The sequence below is a fragment of the Pseudomonas sp. UBA5568 genome (assembly GCF_002425525.1).
Lineage (GTDB): Bacteria > Pseudomonadota > Gammaproteobacteria > Pseudomonadales > Pseudomonadaceae > Aquipseudomonas > Aquipseudomonas fulva.
Map to the genome: position 1 here is coordinate 32,024 of NZ_DIMK01000055.1, position 15,880 is coordinate 47,903.

A 15,880-nucleotide genomic window follows, 5' to 3' on the forward strand; every position below is an offset into this window, starting at 1 on the left:
CAGAAGGCTGCTCAAGATACACAGCGCCTGCCAGCCCGACAAGCGTCCCAAAGTTGCATGAATGCACCACTTCAGGTCGAGCGGGTCAGTGGTTGCGCCCAGCGCAACCCCCGTGCCGTCGCTGTTCGATGCCCCCCTGCACCTTTCTGAAGCAGCCCCGCCCCCTCCCCTCAACCGGTGTTGCGCAGCCCCGCGGCGATACCGGCGATGGTCACCAGCAACGCCTGCTCCAGCGGGCTGTCCAGAGCGGCCTGGCGGTCACGCGAACGCGCCAGCAGTTCTGCCTGCAGCCGATGCAGCGGGTCCAGGTAGGTGTTGCGCAGGCGGATGAATTCCAGGGTTTCGGGGCTATGCGCCAGTAGCACCTGCTGCCCGGTCAGGCTCAGCACGACCTGGCACGACTGCGACAATAGGTCGCGCAGCTGTGTACCTAAAGGTAGCAGGTGCGGTTGCACCAGACGTTGGTCGTAGGCCTCTGCAATTTGGGCATCGGCTTTGGCCAGGACCATCTCCAGCATGTCGATGCGCGTGCGGAAGAACGGCCACTGCTCGCGCATCTGCGCAAGCAACGGGCCCTGCCCGGCAGCCAGCGCGTTGTTCAGTGCCGTCTCCCAACCCAGCCAGGCTGGGAGCATCAGTCGAGTCTGGGTCCAGCCGAAGATCCAGGGGATGGCCCGCAGGCTTTCGATACCGCCGGCACGTCGCTTGGCCGGGCGACTGCCCAGCGGCAGGCGCCCCAACTCCTGCTCGGGGGTCGACTGGCGGAAGTACTCGACGAAGTCCGGGTGCTCACGCACCACGTCGCGGTAGGCCTTGACCCCATCGGCAGCCATCTGATCCATGAGGTCGCGCCAGGCCGGCTGCGGGGGCGGCGGTGGCAGCAGCGTGGCTTCGAGCACGGCGGCCAGATACAGGTTGAGGTTCTGCTCGGCAATGCCAGGCAAGCCGAACTTGAAGCGGATCATCTCCCCCTGTTCGGTGGTGCGGAACCGCCCGGCGACCGAACCCGGCGGTTGCGACAAAATGGCGGCGTGAGCCGGGCCGCCGCCGCGCCCCACCGTACCGCCCCGGCCATGGAACAGCAGCAACTCGACCTGGTGCTCGGCGCAAATGCGCACCAGGCTTTCCTGGGCGCGGTACTGGGCCCAGGCCGCGGCCGTGGTGCCCGCATCCTTGGCCGAATCGGAATAGCCGATCATGACCTCCTGAGGGCCATGCAGGCCGGCGCGATAACTGGGCAGCGCCAGCAGACGCTGCATCACCGGGCCCGCGTTATCCAGGTCAGCCAGGGTTTCGAACAGCGGCACCACCCGCATCGGACGGGTCAGGCCGGTTTCCTTGAGCAGCAATTGCACCGCTAGCACGTCCGACGCAGCACCTGCCATCGAAATCACGTACGAGCCCAGCGAGGCGCCTGGCGCCGCGGCGATCTCCCGGCAGGTGGCCAACACCTCGGCCGTCTCGTCCTGAGGCTCGAAGTGGGCTGGCAGCAGCGGCCTACGGTTGGCCAGCTCCTGTTCCAGGAAGTCAATACGCTGTTCCTCATCCCAGTCGGCATACCGGCCCATGCCTAGGTACTCGGTGATTTCGCTCAGCGCATCACGGTGACGCGCGGCGTCTTGGCGCACGTCCAGCCTGACCAGGAAGAGGCCGAAGGTCACGGCCCGGCGCAGGCAGTCCAGCAGCGGGCCATCGGCGATGATGCCCATGCCGCAGTCATGCAGCGACTGGTGACACAATTGCAACGGTGCAACCAGCTCGCGGTTGTCCACCAGCACGTCAGGCCCAGGCGGTACGTTGGCAGACAGTGCCGAATGGGCCCAGCTGCGAGTTGCCCGCAAGCGCTCGCGCAGTTGCTTGAGCAGCGCACGGTAAGGCTCCGGGCTGTCGCCCACGTGCTCGCGCAAGGCCGTACTGGCCTGTTGCATGGAAAGCTCGGCCGCCAGCGCATCGATATCGCGCAGGAACAGGTCCGCTGCCATCCAACGCGCCAGCAGCAGGACTTCCCGGGTGACCTTGGCGGTAACATTGGGGTTGCCGTCCCGGTCGCCGCCCATCCACGAAGCGAAGCGGATGGGGGCCGCCGTCAGTGGCAGCCGCTGGCCGGTCGCCTCCTGCAGGGCGTGATCGACTTTGCGCAGGTGGTTGGGGATGGCGTGCCACAACGAGTGCTCGATCACGGCGAAGCCCCATTTGGCCTCATCCACGGGCGTGGGGCGTGTACGGCGGATTTCCTCGGTATGCCAGGCCTCGGCAATCAGACGGCGCAAGCGGTCGCGGATCTGCGCGGTTTCGGCGGGGGTCAGGTCGCGATGATCCTGGGCAGCCAGCTGGGCGGCGATGGCGTCGTACTTCTGGATCAGGGTACGCCGCGAGACTTCGGTAGGGTGCGCAGTGAGCACCAGCTGGATATCCAGGCCAGCCAACTGCCGCGCCAGGTCCTGATCGTCATGGCCGGCCTGCTTGAGGCGGGCCAGCAGCTCCGGCAGCACGCGGGCCTCGAAGGGCTCGGGCTGGTCGGCATCGCGGCGTCGTATCAATTGGTATTGCTCGGCCATGTTGGCCAGGTTGAGGAACTGGTTGAATGCCCTGGCCACCGGCAACAGTTCGTCATCGTCCAGATCACCCAGGGTCGAGCTGAGCTCTTCGCCGGCATTGCGTCGATCAGCTTTCGCGCTGTGACGAATATCCTCGATCTTCTGCAAAAATTCATCGCCATACTGGTGACGAATCGTGTCGCCGAGCAGCTCTCCCAGCACATGGACATCTTCACGCAAACGCACATCGATATCGGTCATTGGCCCTCTCCGTGGCGCAGCTCAAGCGCCTGGCATGCCTTGTTAGGCTCATCGCGCTGCCTGTGAGGCCGCGACCTCATGCCAGAGTGCCAAGAGCAAGGCGGCGATGGCAAGCCATGCACACCCAAAGCAAACTAATGTCGATGCTCACCACTCTCATGCCTTGCGTGCCCTAGCAGGCGCTAACAGAGGTCATCATGAAAATTCGTGAACTCGCCCAGCACTGGGAACAGAACGCGGCCGGCACCCTCAGCCGTACCGAACATGTGTTGCACCTTGATCTGGAGTCCGAAGCGCGCCTGGCGGCGCTCATCGACATGTACCCCAAGCGAACCGCCGAAGCGCTACTTGGCGAACTGGTCGGTGCGGCGCTGGAGGAGCTGGAGGCAAGCTTCCCCTATGTCCAGGGACGCCAGGTCATCGCCACCGATGAAGAGGGTGATCCCTTGTACGAAGACGTAGGGCCCACGCCCCGCTTCCTCGCACTTTCGCGTCAGCATTTGCATGCGCTGAACGGGGCGGGGGGAGATGACAAATGACCGTCGCCCGACCAAGACTTCGGTTTCTGGCCGTAGCGAAAACCGCTTGGGCAGGCAAAAGTTCCGCTGAATTTCAGCTGACCGATTAGTCAGAAAGAGTTACTCGTAATCTGGACTTTTTACTGAACTATTCGAAAATTCTTCCAGTCGGAGCCAATAGCCATCACGCTAAAACCCTGCACACCGGTACTTGTGCGCCATTCAGCTGAAGCGCATGAAAACGGTCCGGGGAATGAGCGATGGACTGCTACGGACATCGTCATTATCAGGAGTGATCCAATGGAGCTGACCACCATGAAAACCCGCACTGTCAAACCTTCATCCACTTACGTGCGCGGGTTCAAGCTGGCCGCGCTGGCCCTGGGCAGTAGCCTGGTCCTGGCTGGCTGTGCAGGCAACCCGCCAACCGAACAGTATGCTGTGACCCAGTCCGCCGTGAACTCTGCCGTCAGCGCAGGCGGCACCGAGTACGCTGCTGTCGAAATGAAAGCAGCTCAGGACAAGTTCAAGCAGGCCGAAATCGCCATGCATGACAAGAAGTACGACGAAGCCAAGCGTCTGGCCGAACAGGCCGAATGGGACGCGCGTCTCGCCGAACGTAAGGCCCAGGCGGCCAAGGCCCAGAAGGCCGTACAGGACGCCCGTCAAGGCGCCCAGGACGTACGTGAGGAAGGCCTGCGCAGCGCTCAATGAGCCCTGCCCTGTCTCCCTTAGCCTTCGCACTCGATCAAAGGATGAACACTATGCGCAAACACGTCATGATTCCCGCCCTCCTGGCCCTGAGCGTCGGTCTCGCTGCCTGCTCGCACGACCCGAACGCCAACCTGGAAGCGGCTCGCACCAACTTCTCTTCCCTGCAGAGCGATCCGCAGGCCAGCAAAGTGGCTGCCCTTGAAACCAAGGACGCCCAGGACTGGCTGAACAAGGCTGACAAAGCCTACATGGACCGCGAAGACGAGCAGAAGGTCGACCAACTGGCCTACCTGACCAACCAGCGTGTTGAAGTGGCCAAGCAGACCATCGCACTGCGCACTGCTGAAGGCGACCTGAAAAACGCCGCCGCGCTGCGCGCACAGGCCAAGCTGGACGCCCGTGACGCCCAGATCGCCAAGCTGCAGCAAAGCCTGAACGCCAAGCAGACCGAGCGCGGCACCCTGGTGACCTTCGGCGACGTGCTGTTCGACTTCAACAAGGCTGAGCTCAAGAGCAATGCCTACCCGAACATCACCAAGCTGGCTCAGTTCCTTCAGGAAAACCCTGAGCGCAAAGTGATCGTCGAGGGTTACACCGACAGCGTCGGCTCGGCCAGCTACAACCAGTCCCTGTCCGAGCGTCGCGCCGGCAGCGTACGCATGGCACTGGTCCGCGCAGGCGTAGACCCAGCGCGCATCGTTGCCCAGGGCTACGGCAAGGAATATCCGGTTGCGGATAACTCCAGCAACTCGGGCCGTGCCCAGAACCGTCGTGTGGAAGTGACCATTTCCAATGACAACCAGCCAGTTGCACCGCGTTCTTCGATGAAGTAACGCTGCACGGCAGGAACAAGAACCCCGCGCTGGAGCGTCCCTCCACNNCCAGCGCGGGGTTCTTTTTTGGTGCTACCGGTTAGCCACGTAGGCCCTATCGCACCTGCTGCGGCGTATCGGCGCCCACGCAGCGTACGGCGCGCTTGCGGCTGTCGACGAGCACGCCACTGAGGCCTTTTTGCTGAGTGTCGAACAGTACCAGCACGCCATCGGCGCACTGGGCTACCTGCGCTGCGGGCTCCAGTGACACCTTGTAGTCTTCGCCCGGTACCGTCTTGAGCATGGTGAAATCCTGCAGCAACAAGGCATCCTCAGGCTTGGCGAAGTGCAGGTAGCCGTAGTACCACAGGGCCCCCACCGTCACGATAATGCTGCCGACTCCTGTCAGGATCAGCGGTATGGCGTTGCGTTCTTCGCTCATTGCGGGTTCTTCTCGTCATAGGCATTGGGCACTTCGGCGAGCCGCCGCAGGCCGGTGAAGTGGCTGGGGTCATCCAGAAAACGCAGCATCACTTCACGCCAGGTAGGGTCGGCGAACGTCTGCACGTGTCCACCTCGGGTCAACTGCAGCACCCGTGGAGGGGGTGCCTGCTGATACAGGCGGATGACGTTGTTCATGGGCACCAGGTCATCATCGATGCTGTGGAAAAAGAGCTTGGGCGGGCTGGTCAGCTGTCCGACGGACTCGATGGCGCTATCGGCATCGGGCACCAGCCAGGACAACGGCACCTGAAGCGGCCAGGTCATCCACGAGGTGCTCAAGGCGTATCGGCCCACCGCCCGGTAGCTGGCCGGAACGCCGTCGAACACCAGAGCGCTGAAGCGTTCGCGCTGCTCGGGATGGGCCGCCAGGTAGTGGATGGCCATGGCACCGCCCAGGCTCTGCCCCAGCAAGACCAGGGGCTTGCCCTTGACCTGCGGAGACTGGTCGAGCCAGGCCATGGCGGCGGCGATATCCTGATAGACCTCAGGTAGCCGCGGCTTGCCATCGGACAGGCCGTAGCCTCGGTAGTCGATCATCAGCACTTGGTAACCCTGCTCCGGCAACCAATAGCTGCCGCCCAGGTGACCGGGCAGATTGCCCCCATTGCCGTGCAGGTGCAGTACCGTACCCTTGACCGCCACACCTGGTTTGGCCGGCAGCCACCAGGCATGCAGGCGTACACCGTCGGCGGCGACCAGGGTGACATCGCTGTAGGCGAGCCTGGCGCGCTCTGGCGTGAACGCTTGGCCCCGCTCAGGGTAGAACAGCAAACCGCTGCACCCGCTCAGCAGCACCAGCACCATGCCCGCCGTCAGCAGGCGGAGCCCGTCAAAGGATATTCGCGTAGTCGGTTTCAATACGGTCCAGGCTCAAGTGGTTGAGGAAGTTGGAAAAGCACATCCAGGCCGACAAGGCGTTCAAGTCGCGGAATTGCTCAGGCAGGTACTTGGGCGGCTCCACCAGGCCCTCCTCGACAAGCTGGCGCAGGGTGCGCATGTCTTCGAGGGTGGTCTTGCCACAGAACAGCAGCGGTATCTGCTCCAGCTTGCCCTTCTTCACGGCCAACTGAATGTAGTTGTAAACCATGATGAAGCCCTTGAGGTAGGACAAGTCCTTGGTGAATGGCAAGCCATTGGGCACCGACCCACGGAATACCCGGCTGGCATTGCTGTAGCTTTGCCCCATGTCGAAGCCCTGCTCCTGGAAGAACCGGTACACCTGCATGAAGTCCGCACCGTCCTCGACCATGTGTATGGCGCGGGTGCGGTTGGTCAGTTTGCGCAGGCGGCTGGGGTAGGAGGCGAAAGCGATGACTTCCATCAGGATGGCCAGGCCTTCCTGGGTCACCGTCGAGGAAGGCGGGCCCTTGGCCAGGAACGTGCAGATAGGCTGGTTCAGGCCATTGAGGGTAGTGCCCACGTGCACCAACCCCTCGTGCACTTCCAGGGCCCGTACATCGCGCGCGTTGAACATGGCATCGGCACGCACCTTGATGTAGTCGGCACCGGCGGCGGCATCGGCCACGATACCGTCGGACTCGAACACGCGAATGGTCCCCTCGGCTTCACCGAACACCTTGTTCAACCGGCACTGGAGGATTTCCACCGCCTGCTTGGCCGTCAGGTCCTTCGGCTCGTCCTTGAGGTCACCGCGTCCATCGATGTTGTTCAGGTAGTCCGACAGCATCAGGCCAAGGTCGGCCAGGGTCGGGTCACCGGCATGGAAAACATCGGAGGCAGCGCCGTACAGCTCCTGGGAAATCAGACCGAAATCTTGCGTACCCCTGGCCTCGAGCATGCGCACGACCATGCGGTACTCGCGGCACATGCGTTTCATGATCTGCCCCACGGGGCTGAACTGACCAAGCTGGCGAATGATGTCACGCTCGATGGCCTGGAACTCCGCCTTTACAGCGCTGGAGTCGAACCCCAGTGAGCGCGCCTGGTAATAGGCACGGTCCACGGCAGGCGGGACCTTGCCCTTGGCCTCGAAGAAGCCGCGACGGATGCCATCGTCCCACTTGACTGCATCGAGCACGCGAATCGGCGTTTGCGCAGCCACGATGCGGTCGGACAGTGCGCGAATGGTTTGCTGGTACTCGTCCACAAAGAAATCCTTATCGGCCATCAGGCCAAGCCATGTCCCGCTCGTGTCGGCCGACTCAAGTGTCGAGCAGCCGAGGCGAGAGTGCGCCCTTGGCGCATCCGCGAATCACCAGAGACTTGCCCTGTCACTGGCCAGCGCGTTTGAAGCGCACTGCCTCCACGAACAGGTCCGAATTCGCTGGGTCGTTGAGGTAGGCCAGGACACGCGCTGGTGGGCTGTCGACCAGCAGACCCTCGCCGTTGTCCTGCGCCACCTCGGTGCTGTGCCCGCTCAATTCCTTGCTGTCCACGGCCTGCTGCACTTGCTGCAGATCGAGGTTATAGACCACCAGCTCCTTGCCATCGACGATATCGAAACCACCGATCACGTAGTTGCCGCCCAGGTCGCCAGGCACTCGCGCCGACAGGTACCAGCGGTTACCCTGCTGGGCCACATTGAATACATAGGTTTGGGCAGATTTGCCCTTGGGTGTGGCCACCGCTTTGTAGGCACCTGCGTCGGCACGCGTGATGACCAGCTTCAGCGGCTCGCCCCAGGCGTCCTTGGTGGTCCAGCTGCCCACCAGCCCCTTGGGGGCCGAGGACTTACCGGGTAGCGGTTCGGAAAAGGTCACCAGACAACCGCCCAGCATCAGGAATGACAGCGTCAACAGCACCACACGCCAGGCTTTCATCAGGTTTCTTCCTCGAAAAGGTCGGGCTCAAGCCGACGCCAGCACCAACTGCAAGTATCGGGTAAGCATCGCCAGCATCGGCCCATCGGCCTGCGCCTCGGCGTGCTTGAGCAGGCCCTGATATTCCATCTGCTCGATAATCGCCGTCAACATCTGTGCATCCTGTTCGGGCTGTCGCGAGCCAACGACCTGCAGCAGTTGGCGCGTACCGTGCAGCAGAATCTGCTCGTGAGCACAGACCAGCTCGGCCAGGCGTGGGCACAGCAGCGCTTCCTGGCGAAACGCCTGCTCGGCCATCATGAAATCGCGGCGGGTGAGCAGTTGGCGCTGCACGTAATCGGCCGTCATGCGCGCCACTTCATCGGCCAGTTTTGCCCGTGCCTGGGGACTGCCGTCACCTTGGGCCAGCAGTTGGCGCAACACTGCTTCGGTGTTGAGCCAGAGCTTGGCCATGTAGGCGGCGCTGCGTTCGACGTACTGGGCGAACGTGTCGGTGAGCAGGTCCTCGATGTCCTTGAAGTAGTAGGTGGTGGCCGACAGCGGCACCCCTGCCTCTGCGGCGACGGCACGGTGTCGCACGCCCCGCACGCCATCGCGCACCACGATGCGCATGGCGGCGTCCAGAATCAGTTGGCGACGCTGCTCACTGCCTTGCCGGGCCGTCTTGCGGCCCTGGTAGCGCACGCTTTCGGCAACGGCAGTGGCGATGCCTGCAGCCCCTTGTTGAGCCATGGCGGTTGTCATGGAGTACCTCATGTACGGTGTCTGGTCGGAGCATGCCCGTTCGCGTCCGATCTGCCCCCAGGCGTTGGAATCGCAGATTGCTTCGCAGGCGCTTGGATCGCGAGCGGGCCGGTAATGACAACATAATGCTTCAGGCAAGAAAAAGCCGCCTGAAAAGGCGGCTTTTTCGACTTCACTCAGCCCTGCGGACGCATGTGCGGGAACAGGATCACATCGCGGATCGATGGCGAGTTGGTCAGCAGCATCACCAGGCGGTCGATGCCGATGCCCTCGCCCGCCGTTGGCGGCATGCCGTATTCCAGCGCGCGCACGAAGTCGGCGTCGTAATGCATGGCCTCGTCGTCACCGGCATCCTTCTCGGCCACCTGGGCCAGGAAGCGCTCGGCCTGGTCTTCGGCATCGTTGAGCTCGGAGTAGGCGTTGGCGATTTCGCGCCCGCCGATGAACAGTTCGAAACGGTCGGTCACCGCAGGGTTCTCGTCGTTGCGACGGGCCAGCGGCGAGACCTCGAACGGGTACTCGGTGATGAAGTGCGGCTGCTCCAGCTTGTGCTCGACCAGCTCTTCGAAAATCATCACCTGCAGCTTGCCCAGGCCTTCATGGCCCAGCACCTTCGCACCGGCCTTGCGAGCGATGTCGCGAGCGCGGTCGACATCCTGCAGATCGGCAGCGGTGAGCTCCGGGTTGTATTTGAGGATCGAGTCGAACACCGACAGGCGCACGAAGGGCTCGCCGAAGTGGAAGACCTTGTCACCGTACGGCACATCGGTAGATCCCAGCACCAGTTGCGCCAGCTCGCGGAACAGTTCCTCGGTGAGGTCCATGTTGTCGCGGTAGTCGGCGTAGGCCTGGTAGAACTCGAGCATGGTGAACTCGGGGTTGTGGCGCGTCGAAACCCCTTCGTTGCGGAAGTTGCGGTTGATTTCGAAGACCTTCTCGAAACCACCGACGACCAGACGCTTGAGGTACAGCTCAGGCGCGATACGCAGGAACATGGCCATGTCCAGCGCATTGTGGTGGGTTTCGAACGGCTTGGCCGCTGCACCGCCCGGGATGGTCTGCAACATCGGCGTCTCGACTTCGAGGAAGTCGCGCTCGATGAGGAACTTGCGAATGTGCGAGATGACCTGGGAGCGCACGCGGAAAGTGTGGCGTGTCTCTTCGTTGACCATCAGGTCGACGTAGCGCTGGCGGTAGCGCTGCTCGGTGTCGGTCAGGCCGTGGTGTTTGTCGGGCAGCGGACGCAGCGACTTGGTCAGCAGGCGCACCTGGGTCATTTCGACGTACAGGTCACCCTTGCCCGAGCGAGCCAGGGTGCCCTCGGCGCTGATGATGTCGCCCAGGTCCCAGGTCTTGACCGCAGCCAGGGTTTCTTCGGGCAGGGTCTTGCGGTTGACGTAGACCTGGATGCGGCCGGTCATGTCCTGGATGACCATGAACGAGCCACGGTTGAGCATGATGCGGCCCGCCACCTTGACCGGGATCGCGGCTGCTTCCAGCTCTTCCTTGGTCTTGTCCGCGTACTGTTTCTGCAGGTCGTTGCAGTAGCTGTCGCGACGGAAGTCGTTGGGGAAGGCATTGCCCTTGGCGCGTTCTGCTGCAAGCTTTTCCTTGCGCAGGGCGATCAGGGCGTTTTCTTCCTGTTGCAGGTCTTGCGATTCGGTCTTCAGGTCGCTCATGTCGTCTTTGTTTCCATCAGGTATTCGTTGCCCTTGGCGGGCAGGGCGCGCGCTACCGGTACGAGGCCGGTGGCGCGGCGATAGGGTGTGGCTTACAGCCCCTGTTTGAGGCTCGCTTCCAGGTACTGGTCAAGGTCACCGTCCAGCACTTTCTGGCAGTCGCTGCGTTCCACGCCGGTACGCAGGTCCTTGATGCGCGAGTCGTCCAGCACGTACGAGCGGATCTGGTGGCCCCAGCCAATGTCCGACTTGCTGTCTTCCAGCGCCTGCGAGGCCGCATTGCGTTTTTGCATCTCCAGCTCGTACAACTTGGCCCGCAGCATTTTCATGGCGGTGTCCTTGTTGGCATGCTGGGAGCGTTCGTTCTGGCACGCCACCACTGTGTTGGTCGGCACGTGGGTGATACGCACTGCCGAGTCGGTGGTGTTCACGTGCTGGCCGCCGGCGCCCGAGGAGCGGTAGGTGTCGATGCGCAGGTCCGACGGGTTGATCTCGATTTCGACCTTGTCGTCGATTTCGGGCGAGACGAACACGGCCGAGAACGAGGTGTGGCGGCGGGCGCCGGAGTCGAACGGGCTCTTGCGCACCAGGCGGTGCACGCCGATCTCGGTGCGCAGCCAGCCGAAGGCATATTCGCCCTTGATGTGCACGGTGGCGCCCTTGATGCCAGCCACTTCGCCCTCGGAGAGTTCGATGATGGTGGCGTCGAAACCACGCTTGTCGGCCCAGCGCAGGTACATGCGCAACAGAATGTTGGCCCAGTCCTGCGCCTCGGTCCCGCCGGAGCCGGCCTGGATGTCGAGGTAGGCGTTGTTCATGTCCATCTCGCCGCTGAACATGCGACGGAACTCGAGCTGGGCCAGGTTTTCTTCAAGGCCTTGCAGTTCGGTCACGACGTCGCCGACAGCGCCTTCGTCGCCCTCTTCGACGGCCATGTCCAGCAGGTCCTTGCAATCGGCCAGGCCGTTGGACAGCTTGTCCAGCGTCTCGACGACCTGCGCCAGCATGGACCGCTCACGGCCCAGGGCCTGGGCGTACTCGGGCTTGTTCCAGACGTTGGGGTCTTCCAGCTCGCGATTGACTTCGATCAGGCGGTCATGCTTGAGATCGTAGTCAAAGATACCCCCGAATGGACTGGGAGCGGTCGGAGAGGTCCTTGATGGTGTTCAGGATCGGTTGGATTTCCATGGGCAGGCTACTCGTGCGAATTCGGTGAAAAGCCTGCGAGTATAACCGAGTCGGCCGCGTGGCGGCAGACCCGCCTGGCAGGCATCGACAACCAGCCGCCGGGTGCAGCCGCTCGAAAGGAGCACCCCTCGCCCAGCGCGCTAGGCGACACCCACCTGGTTGCGGCCACCGTTCTTGGCCTGGTACAGCCCTTTGTCCGCCGCCGAGATCAATTGCCGACAGAGGCTGCCGATAGCGGGAACCTGCGTGGCCAGGCCCACGCTGACGGTCAGGTACGCTCCGGCAGCCGGTGCCGTGTGCTCGATCGCCAGGCCCAGCACGCTCTGGCGCAGTTTCTCGGCAACCAACCTGGCGCCACCTGGGGAGGTGTTGGGCAACACCAGGGCGAACTCCTCGCCGCCGTAGCGGGCCGGAAGGTCGCTAGGCCGCGAGCACGAGCCACGGATGGCTTCTGCCACGCGCCGCAGCGCTTCGTCTCCGGCCAGGTGGCCAAAGGTGTCGTTGTAGGCCTTGAAATAATCGACGTCGATCATCAACAGCGACAACTGTTGCTGCTCGCGCATCGCCCGTCGCCACTCAAGCTCCAGGTACTCATCGAAATGGCGTCGATTGGACAGGCCCGTCAAGCCATCGGAGTTCATCAGCCGTTGTAGCATCAGGTTCGAATCGAGCAACTGCTGCTGGCTGACCCGCAGGGCGCGGTAAGCTTCGTCGCGCTGCAACAAGGTCAGGTAGGAACGCGAGTGATAGCGAATGCGCGCCACCAGCTCGATGGTGTCGGGCAGTTTGACCAGGTAATCGTTGGCCCCGGCCGCGAACGCGGCGCGCTTGACCAGCGGGTCTTCCTTGGTCGACAGCACGATGATCGGGATGTCCTGGGTGGCCGGGTTGCTGCGGTACTCACGCACCAGCGTCAGGCCATCGAGCCCGGGCATGATCAGGTCCTGCAGGATCACCGTGGGCTTGATGCGCATGGCCTGCTGCACCGCCTGGTGCGGGTCGGCGCAAAAATGAAAATCGATGTTGTCCTCATGGGCCAGGCCCCGCCGCACGGCTTCCCCGATCATGGCCTGATCGTCGACCAGCAGCACCATCGCCGAATTTTCATCGGCGGCGGCGAACCCTTCGATGGGGAGCTCATTCATGGCTGTTCACCTGAACACTGCCGGCCGGGCGGCATGATTCGTTACGCTTCATCATTGTGAAAAAATTTCCGTCAGACGCCCGGCTATGCCTTCAAGCGGGCGGATTTCCACTGCGGCATCGATCGCCGCAGCAGCCTTGGGCATGCCATAGACAGCACTGCTGGCCTGGTCCTGGGCAATGGTCAGAAAACCCCGTTGGCGCATCATCTTGAGCCCCTGTGCTCCGTCACGCCCCATGCCGGTGAGCAATACCCCCACTGCCTCGCCTGACCAGTAGCGCGCCACGCTTTCGAAGAAAACGTCGATGGAGGGGCGGTAGATTTCATTGACCGGTTCGGCAGTGTAGGCCAGTTGCCCGTTCTGTAGCAGGCGCAGATGGTGGTTGGTTCCGGCCAGCAGCACCTGGCCAGGTTGCGGTGGCTCGCCTTCGCGCGCCAGGCGCACCGGCAGCCCGGCCGCACTGCTGAGCCATTCGGCCATGCCAGCGGCAAAGACCTGATCCACATGCTGGACCAGCACGATCGCGGCCGGGAACCCGGCTGGCACTCTTTTGAGCAGTATTTCCAGGGCCGCCGGACCACCTGCCGAGGAACCGATGGCCACCAACCCTCGTCGCTGGCTCGCTTCACGCAGCGGTGCGGCAACCGGCCTGGGCGTCGGCGGGCGCTGCTGTCCAATCAGCCAGCTGATGTTGAGAATCTTGCGCAGCAATGGCGCGGCGGCTTCGCGGGCGTCGCCCGCACCCAGCGCCGGTGTGTCGACCACATCCAGTGCACCATGCCCCATGGCTTCGAATACCCGGTGCACATTCTGCTTGCGATCGACCGTAACGATGACGATGGCGCACGGGGTGTCGGCCATGATCCGGCGAGTCGCTTCCACGCCATCCATCACCGGCATGATCAAGTCCATCAGGATCAGGTCCGGTTGCTGCTCCTGACAGCGTTGCACGGCTTCGGCGCCGTTGCTGGCCACCCACACCACCTCATGGGCAGGTTCCAGCGCGACGGCACGGCGCAAGGCCTCCACTGCCAAGGGCATGTCATTGACGATGGCGATCTTCATCCGTGAGCACCTCCGATCAGTTCGACTACAGCATCCAGCAACGCATCGTCGTGGAAACTGGCTTTAGCCAAATAGTAGTCGGCCCCGGCATCCAGGCCGCGCCGTCGGTCTTCCTCCCGGTCCTTGTAGGAAACCACCATGACGGGCAGCGATTGCAAGCGTTGGTCACGGCGCACCAGGGTGACCAACTCGATGCCGTCCATGCGCGGCATGTCGATGTCGGTGATCAGCAAGTCGAAATCGTCGCCGCGCAGAGCATTCCAGCCATCCATGCCATCGACTGCCACCGCGACGTCATAGCCGCGATTGCCCAGCAGCTTGCGCTGCAGCTCACGCACGGTCAGCGAGTCGTCGACCACCAGGATGCGTTTGCGCGCCAGGCCAGAGGCGCCGGCACCGCCGCGCTCGACGCGCTCGAGCGTACCGGTGCTGAGCAGTTTGTCGACCGAGCGCAGAATGTCCTCCACATCGACGATCAGCACCACCGAGCCGTCGTCCAGCAGCGCCCCTGAAGAAATGTCCTGCACTTTGCCCAGACGCGGATCGAGCGGCATCACCACCAGCACCCGCTCGCCGATCAGCCGCTCGACCGCCACGCCATACAAGCGCTCGCGCTCGCGGATGACCACGACCCGCAGGCTGTTCTGATCGGTTTGCCCGGCCGGCCGGTGCAGCAACTGGCTGGCGGCTACCAGGCCGATGTGCTGGCCGTCATGCCAGAAGTGCTGCCGCCCTTCTATCTGCACGATGTCGTTGGCGTCCACCGCCAGGGTGTGTTCGATATGCGCCAGAGGGAAGGCATAGGCCTCCCCGCCGACTTCCACGACGAGGCTGCGCACGACCGACAAGGTTTGCGGTACCTGCAGGTGGAAGCGGCACCCCAACCCAGGCGTCTGGGTCAGTTCGATTGCCCCGCGCAATTCGCGGATCATGTGCTGCACGGCGTCAAGCCCCACACCCCGCCCGGACACTTCGGTCACCGTATCCCGCAGACTGAAACCCGGCAGGAAGAGGAAGGTGAGCAATTCATCGTCACTCATGCGCTCGACGGTTTCGGCCGGAGACAGGGCACGTTCCACGATGCTGGCACGCAGGCGATCCAGGTCCACGCCGGCACCGTCGTCCATCAGCTCAAGGCTCAGCATCCCGGCGTGGTGCGAGACGCGCAGGCGGATCAGCCCTTCTTCGGGCTTGCCCGCCAACAGCCGCCTGTCTGGCAGTTCGATGCCATGATCGACCGCGTTACGCAGCAAGTGGGTCAGCGGCGCTTCGAGTTTTTCCAGGACGTCACGATCGACCTGGGTTTTCTCCCCTTCGATGATCAGGCGCACCGGTTTGCCCAGGGCGCGGCCCAAGTCGCGCACCATGCGGCTCTGCCCGGCCAGCACATCGGCAAATGGTCGCATACGGCAGGCCAGGGCGGTGTCGTAGAGCAGTTGTGCACGCTGGCTGGCCTGCCAGCCGAACTCGTCCAGGTCGGCCGCTTGCTGACGCAGGATCTGCTGGGTTTCGGCCAACAAGCGTTGGGTCTGGGCCAAGGCCTCGAGCACCTCGCCACCCTGGCCGCTGTCTTCGAGTTGCAGGCGCAGCCCATCGAGCGCCTGCATGCCCTGGCCATGCATGCGCTTGAGACGCTGCAAGGTGGCTAGGTAGGGCTTGAGACGCTGGGTTTCCACCAAGGACTTGCTGGACAGGTCGAGCAGGCTGTTGAGCCTGTCGGCGGTCACCCGCAGCACCCGCTCGCCCCCCTCTACTGTGCGCTTGCCGGCCTTGCGACGCGGCGCGGGCTCAGCATCGTCTGGCGGCTCAGACGCTGGTACAGGCGCCGCCGCCGGTGCCTGGCTCGCCACCGGCGGCGGCGCCATCGGTGCACCGGCCTGTGCGGGAACGGCAGGGGCTGCGCTCGGCCCCCCGGGCCCCAATACGGCGGGCA

14 protein-coding genes are annotated in these 15,880 nt (G+C 63.4%); 3 read left to right on the plus strand and 11 right to left on the minus strand.

Annotation, left to right across the window (positions count from 1 at the left end; genetic code table 11):
* Positions 1-170: 170 nt before the first annotated feature.
* Entirely contained in the window at positions 171-2,798 is a 2,628-nt protein-coding gene (gene ppc, locus B2S33_RS18835) for a phosphoenolpyruvate carboxylase (protein ID WP_027913846.1), read from the minus strand.
* Between the two features lie 197 nt (positions 2,799-2,995).
* On the opposite strand from ppc, the gene B2S33_RS18840 reads away from it, so the two are divergent.
* From B2S33_RS18840 to B2S33_RS18850, 3 genes are all read left to right on the plus strand, one after another.
* On the plus strand, positions 2,996-3,337 hold the full coding sequence (locus B2S33_RS18840) for a pilin assembly protein (RefSeq protein WP_288650847.1): 342 nt from the start codon (positions 2,996-2,998) through the stop codon (positions 3,335-3,337).
* A 279-nt stretch (positions 3,338-3,616) separates the two neighbouring features.
* Entirely contained in the window at positions 3,617-4,030 is a 414-nt protein-coding gene (locus tag B2S33_RS18845; RefSeq protein ID WP_023534068.1) for a DUF4398 domain-containing protein, read from the plus strand.
* Between the two features lie 50 nt (positions 4,031-4,080).
* Positions 4,081-4,863 carry an OmpA family protein gene (locus B2S33_RS18850; RefSeq protein ID WP_027913844.1) on the plus strand — a complete coding sequence of 261 codons (783 nt, stop codon included), beginning with the start codon at positions 4,081-4,083 and terminating at the stop codon, positions 4,861-4,863.
* Between the two features lie 94 nt (positions 4,864-4,957).
* Here B2S33_RS18850 and B2S33_RS18855 read toward each other — a convergent pair whose 3' ends face one another.
* The 10 genes from B2S33_RS18855 to B2S33_RS18900 form a co-directional block, all read right to left on the minus strand.
* Complete coding sequence (locus B2S33_RS18855) at positions 4,958-5,284, minus strand: hypothetical protein (RefSeq protein WP_023534135.1); 327 nt, start codon at positions 5,282-5,284, stop codon at positions 4,958-4,960.
* Complete coding sequence (locus B2S33_RS18860; RefSeq protein WP_288650848.1) at positions 5,281-6,204, minus strand: alpha/beta hydrolase; 924 nt, start codon at positions 6,202-6,204, stop codon at positions 5,281-5,283. The genes B2S33_RS18855 and B2S33_RS18860 overlap by 4 nt, the downstream gene beginning before the upstream one ends.
* Entirely contained in the window at positions 6,176-7,474 is a 1,299-nt protein-coding gene (locus tag B2S33_RS18865) for a flavohemoglobin expression-modulating QEGLA motif protein (RefSeq protein ID WP_173645886.1), read from the minus strand. Before B2S33_RS18865 ends, B2S33_RS18860 begins: the two co-directional genes overlap by 29 nt.
* Before the next feature lie 103 nt (positions 7,475-7,577).
* The gene (locus B2S33_RS18870) at positions 7,578-8,126 is read right to left on the minus strand and encodes a hypothetical protein (protein ID WP_049695514.1); all 549 of its coding nucleotides are present in this window, start codon (positions 8,124-8,126) and stop codon (positions 7,578-7,580) included.
* 27 nt (positions 8,127-8,153) lie between these two features.
* Positions 8,154-8,858 (minus strand): TetR/AcrR family transcriptional regulator, encoded by a 705-nt coding sequence (locus B2S33_RS18875; RefSeq protein WP_027913840.1) that lies wholly within the window; start codon positions 8,856-8,858, stop codon positions 8,154-8,156.
* Between the two features lie 188 nt (positions 8,859-9,046).
* Positions 9,047-10,549, minus strand: coding sequence for a lysine--tRNA ligase (gene lysS / locus B2S33_RS18880; protein ID WP_028686905.1), 1,503 nt, complete (start codon positions 10,547-10,549; stop codon positions 9,047-9,049).
* Between the two features lie 92 nt (positions 10,550-10,641).
* Positions 10,642-11,737 (minus strand): peptide chain release factor 2 gene (gene prfB / locus B2S33_RS18885; RefSeq protein ID WP_110606993.1). Its coding sequence is split into 2 segments (ribosomal slippage): positions 10,642-11,664 and positions 11,666-11,737, totalling 1,095 coding nucleotides; the frame shifts between segments, so codons are not numbered across the junction.
* Between the two features lie 140 nt (positions 11,738-11,877).
* On the minus strand, positions 11,878-12,882 hold the full coding sequence (locus B2S33_RS18890) for a response regulator (protein WP_028686906.1): 1,005 nt from the start codon (positions 12,880-12,882) through the stop codon (positions 11,878-11,880).
* 51 nt (positions 12,883-12,933) lie between these two features.
* The gene (locus B2S33_RS18895; RefSeq protein ID WP_027913836.1) at positions 12,934-13,947 is read right to left on the minus strand and encodes a chemotaxis response regulator protein-glutamate methylesterase; all 1,014 of its coding nucleotides are present in this window, start codon (positions 13,945-13,947) and stop codon (positions 12,934-12,936) included.
* Positions 13,944-15,880, minus strand: a 1,937-nt coding sequence (locus B2S33_RS18900; RefSeq protein WP_288650851.1) for a hybrid sensor histidine kinase/response regulator, incomplete at its 5' end; no start/stop codon positions are given. The genes B2S33_RS18900 and B2S33_RS18895, both read right to left, overlap by 4 nt.

Excerpts from the sequence above, each read along its gene's own strand:
- ppc (WP_027913846.1), bottom strand. The coding sequence starts at position 2,798 with ATGACCGATATCGATGTGCGTTTGCGTGAAGATGTCCATGTGCTGGGA.
- B2S33_RS18840 (WP_288650847.1), top strand. The coding sequence starts at position 2,996 with ATGAAAATTCGTGAACTCGCCCAGCACTGGGAACAGAACGCGGCCGGC.
- B2S33_RS18845 (WP_023534068.1), top strand. The coding sequence starts at position 3,617 with ATGGAGCTGACCACCATGAAAACCCGCACTGTCAAACCTTCATCCACT.
- B2S33_RS18850 (WP_027913844.1), top strand. The coding sequence starts at position 4,081 with ATGCGCAAACACGTCATGATTCCCGCCCTCCTGGCCCTGAGCGTCGGT.
- B2S33_RS18855 (WP_023534135.1), bottom strand. The coding sequence starts at position 5,284 with ATGAGCGAAGAACGCAACGCCATACCGCTGATCCTGACAGGAGTCGGC.
- B2S33_RS18865 (WP_173645886.1), bottom strand. The coding sequence starts at position 7,474 with ATGGCCGATAAGGATTTCTTTGTGGACGAGTACCAGCAAACCATTCGC.
- B2S33_RS18870 (WP_049695514.1), bottom strand. The coding sequence starts at position 8,126 with ATGAAAGCCTGGCGTGTGGTGCTGTTGACGCTGTCATTCCTGATGCTG.
- B2S33_RS18875 (WP_027913840.1), bottom strand. The coding sequence starts at position 8,858 with ATGGCTCAACAAGGGGCTGCAGGCATCGCCACTGCCGTTGCCGAAAGC.
- lysS (WP_028686905.1), bottom strand. The coding sequence starts at position 10,549 with ATGAGCGACCTGAAGACCGAATCGCAAGACCTGCAACAGGAAGAAAAC.
- B2S33_RS18890 (WP_028686906.1), bottom strand. The coding sequence starts at position 12,882 with ATGAATGAGCTCCCCATCGAAGGGTTCGCCGCCGCCGATGAAAATTCG.
- B2S33_RS18895 (WP_027913836.1), bottom strand. The coding sequence starts at position 13,947 with ATGAAGATCGCCATCGTCAATGACATGCCCTTGGCAGTGGAGGCCTTG.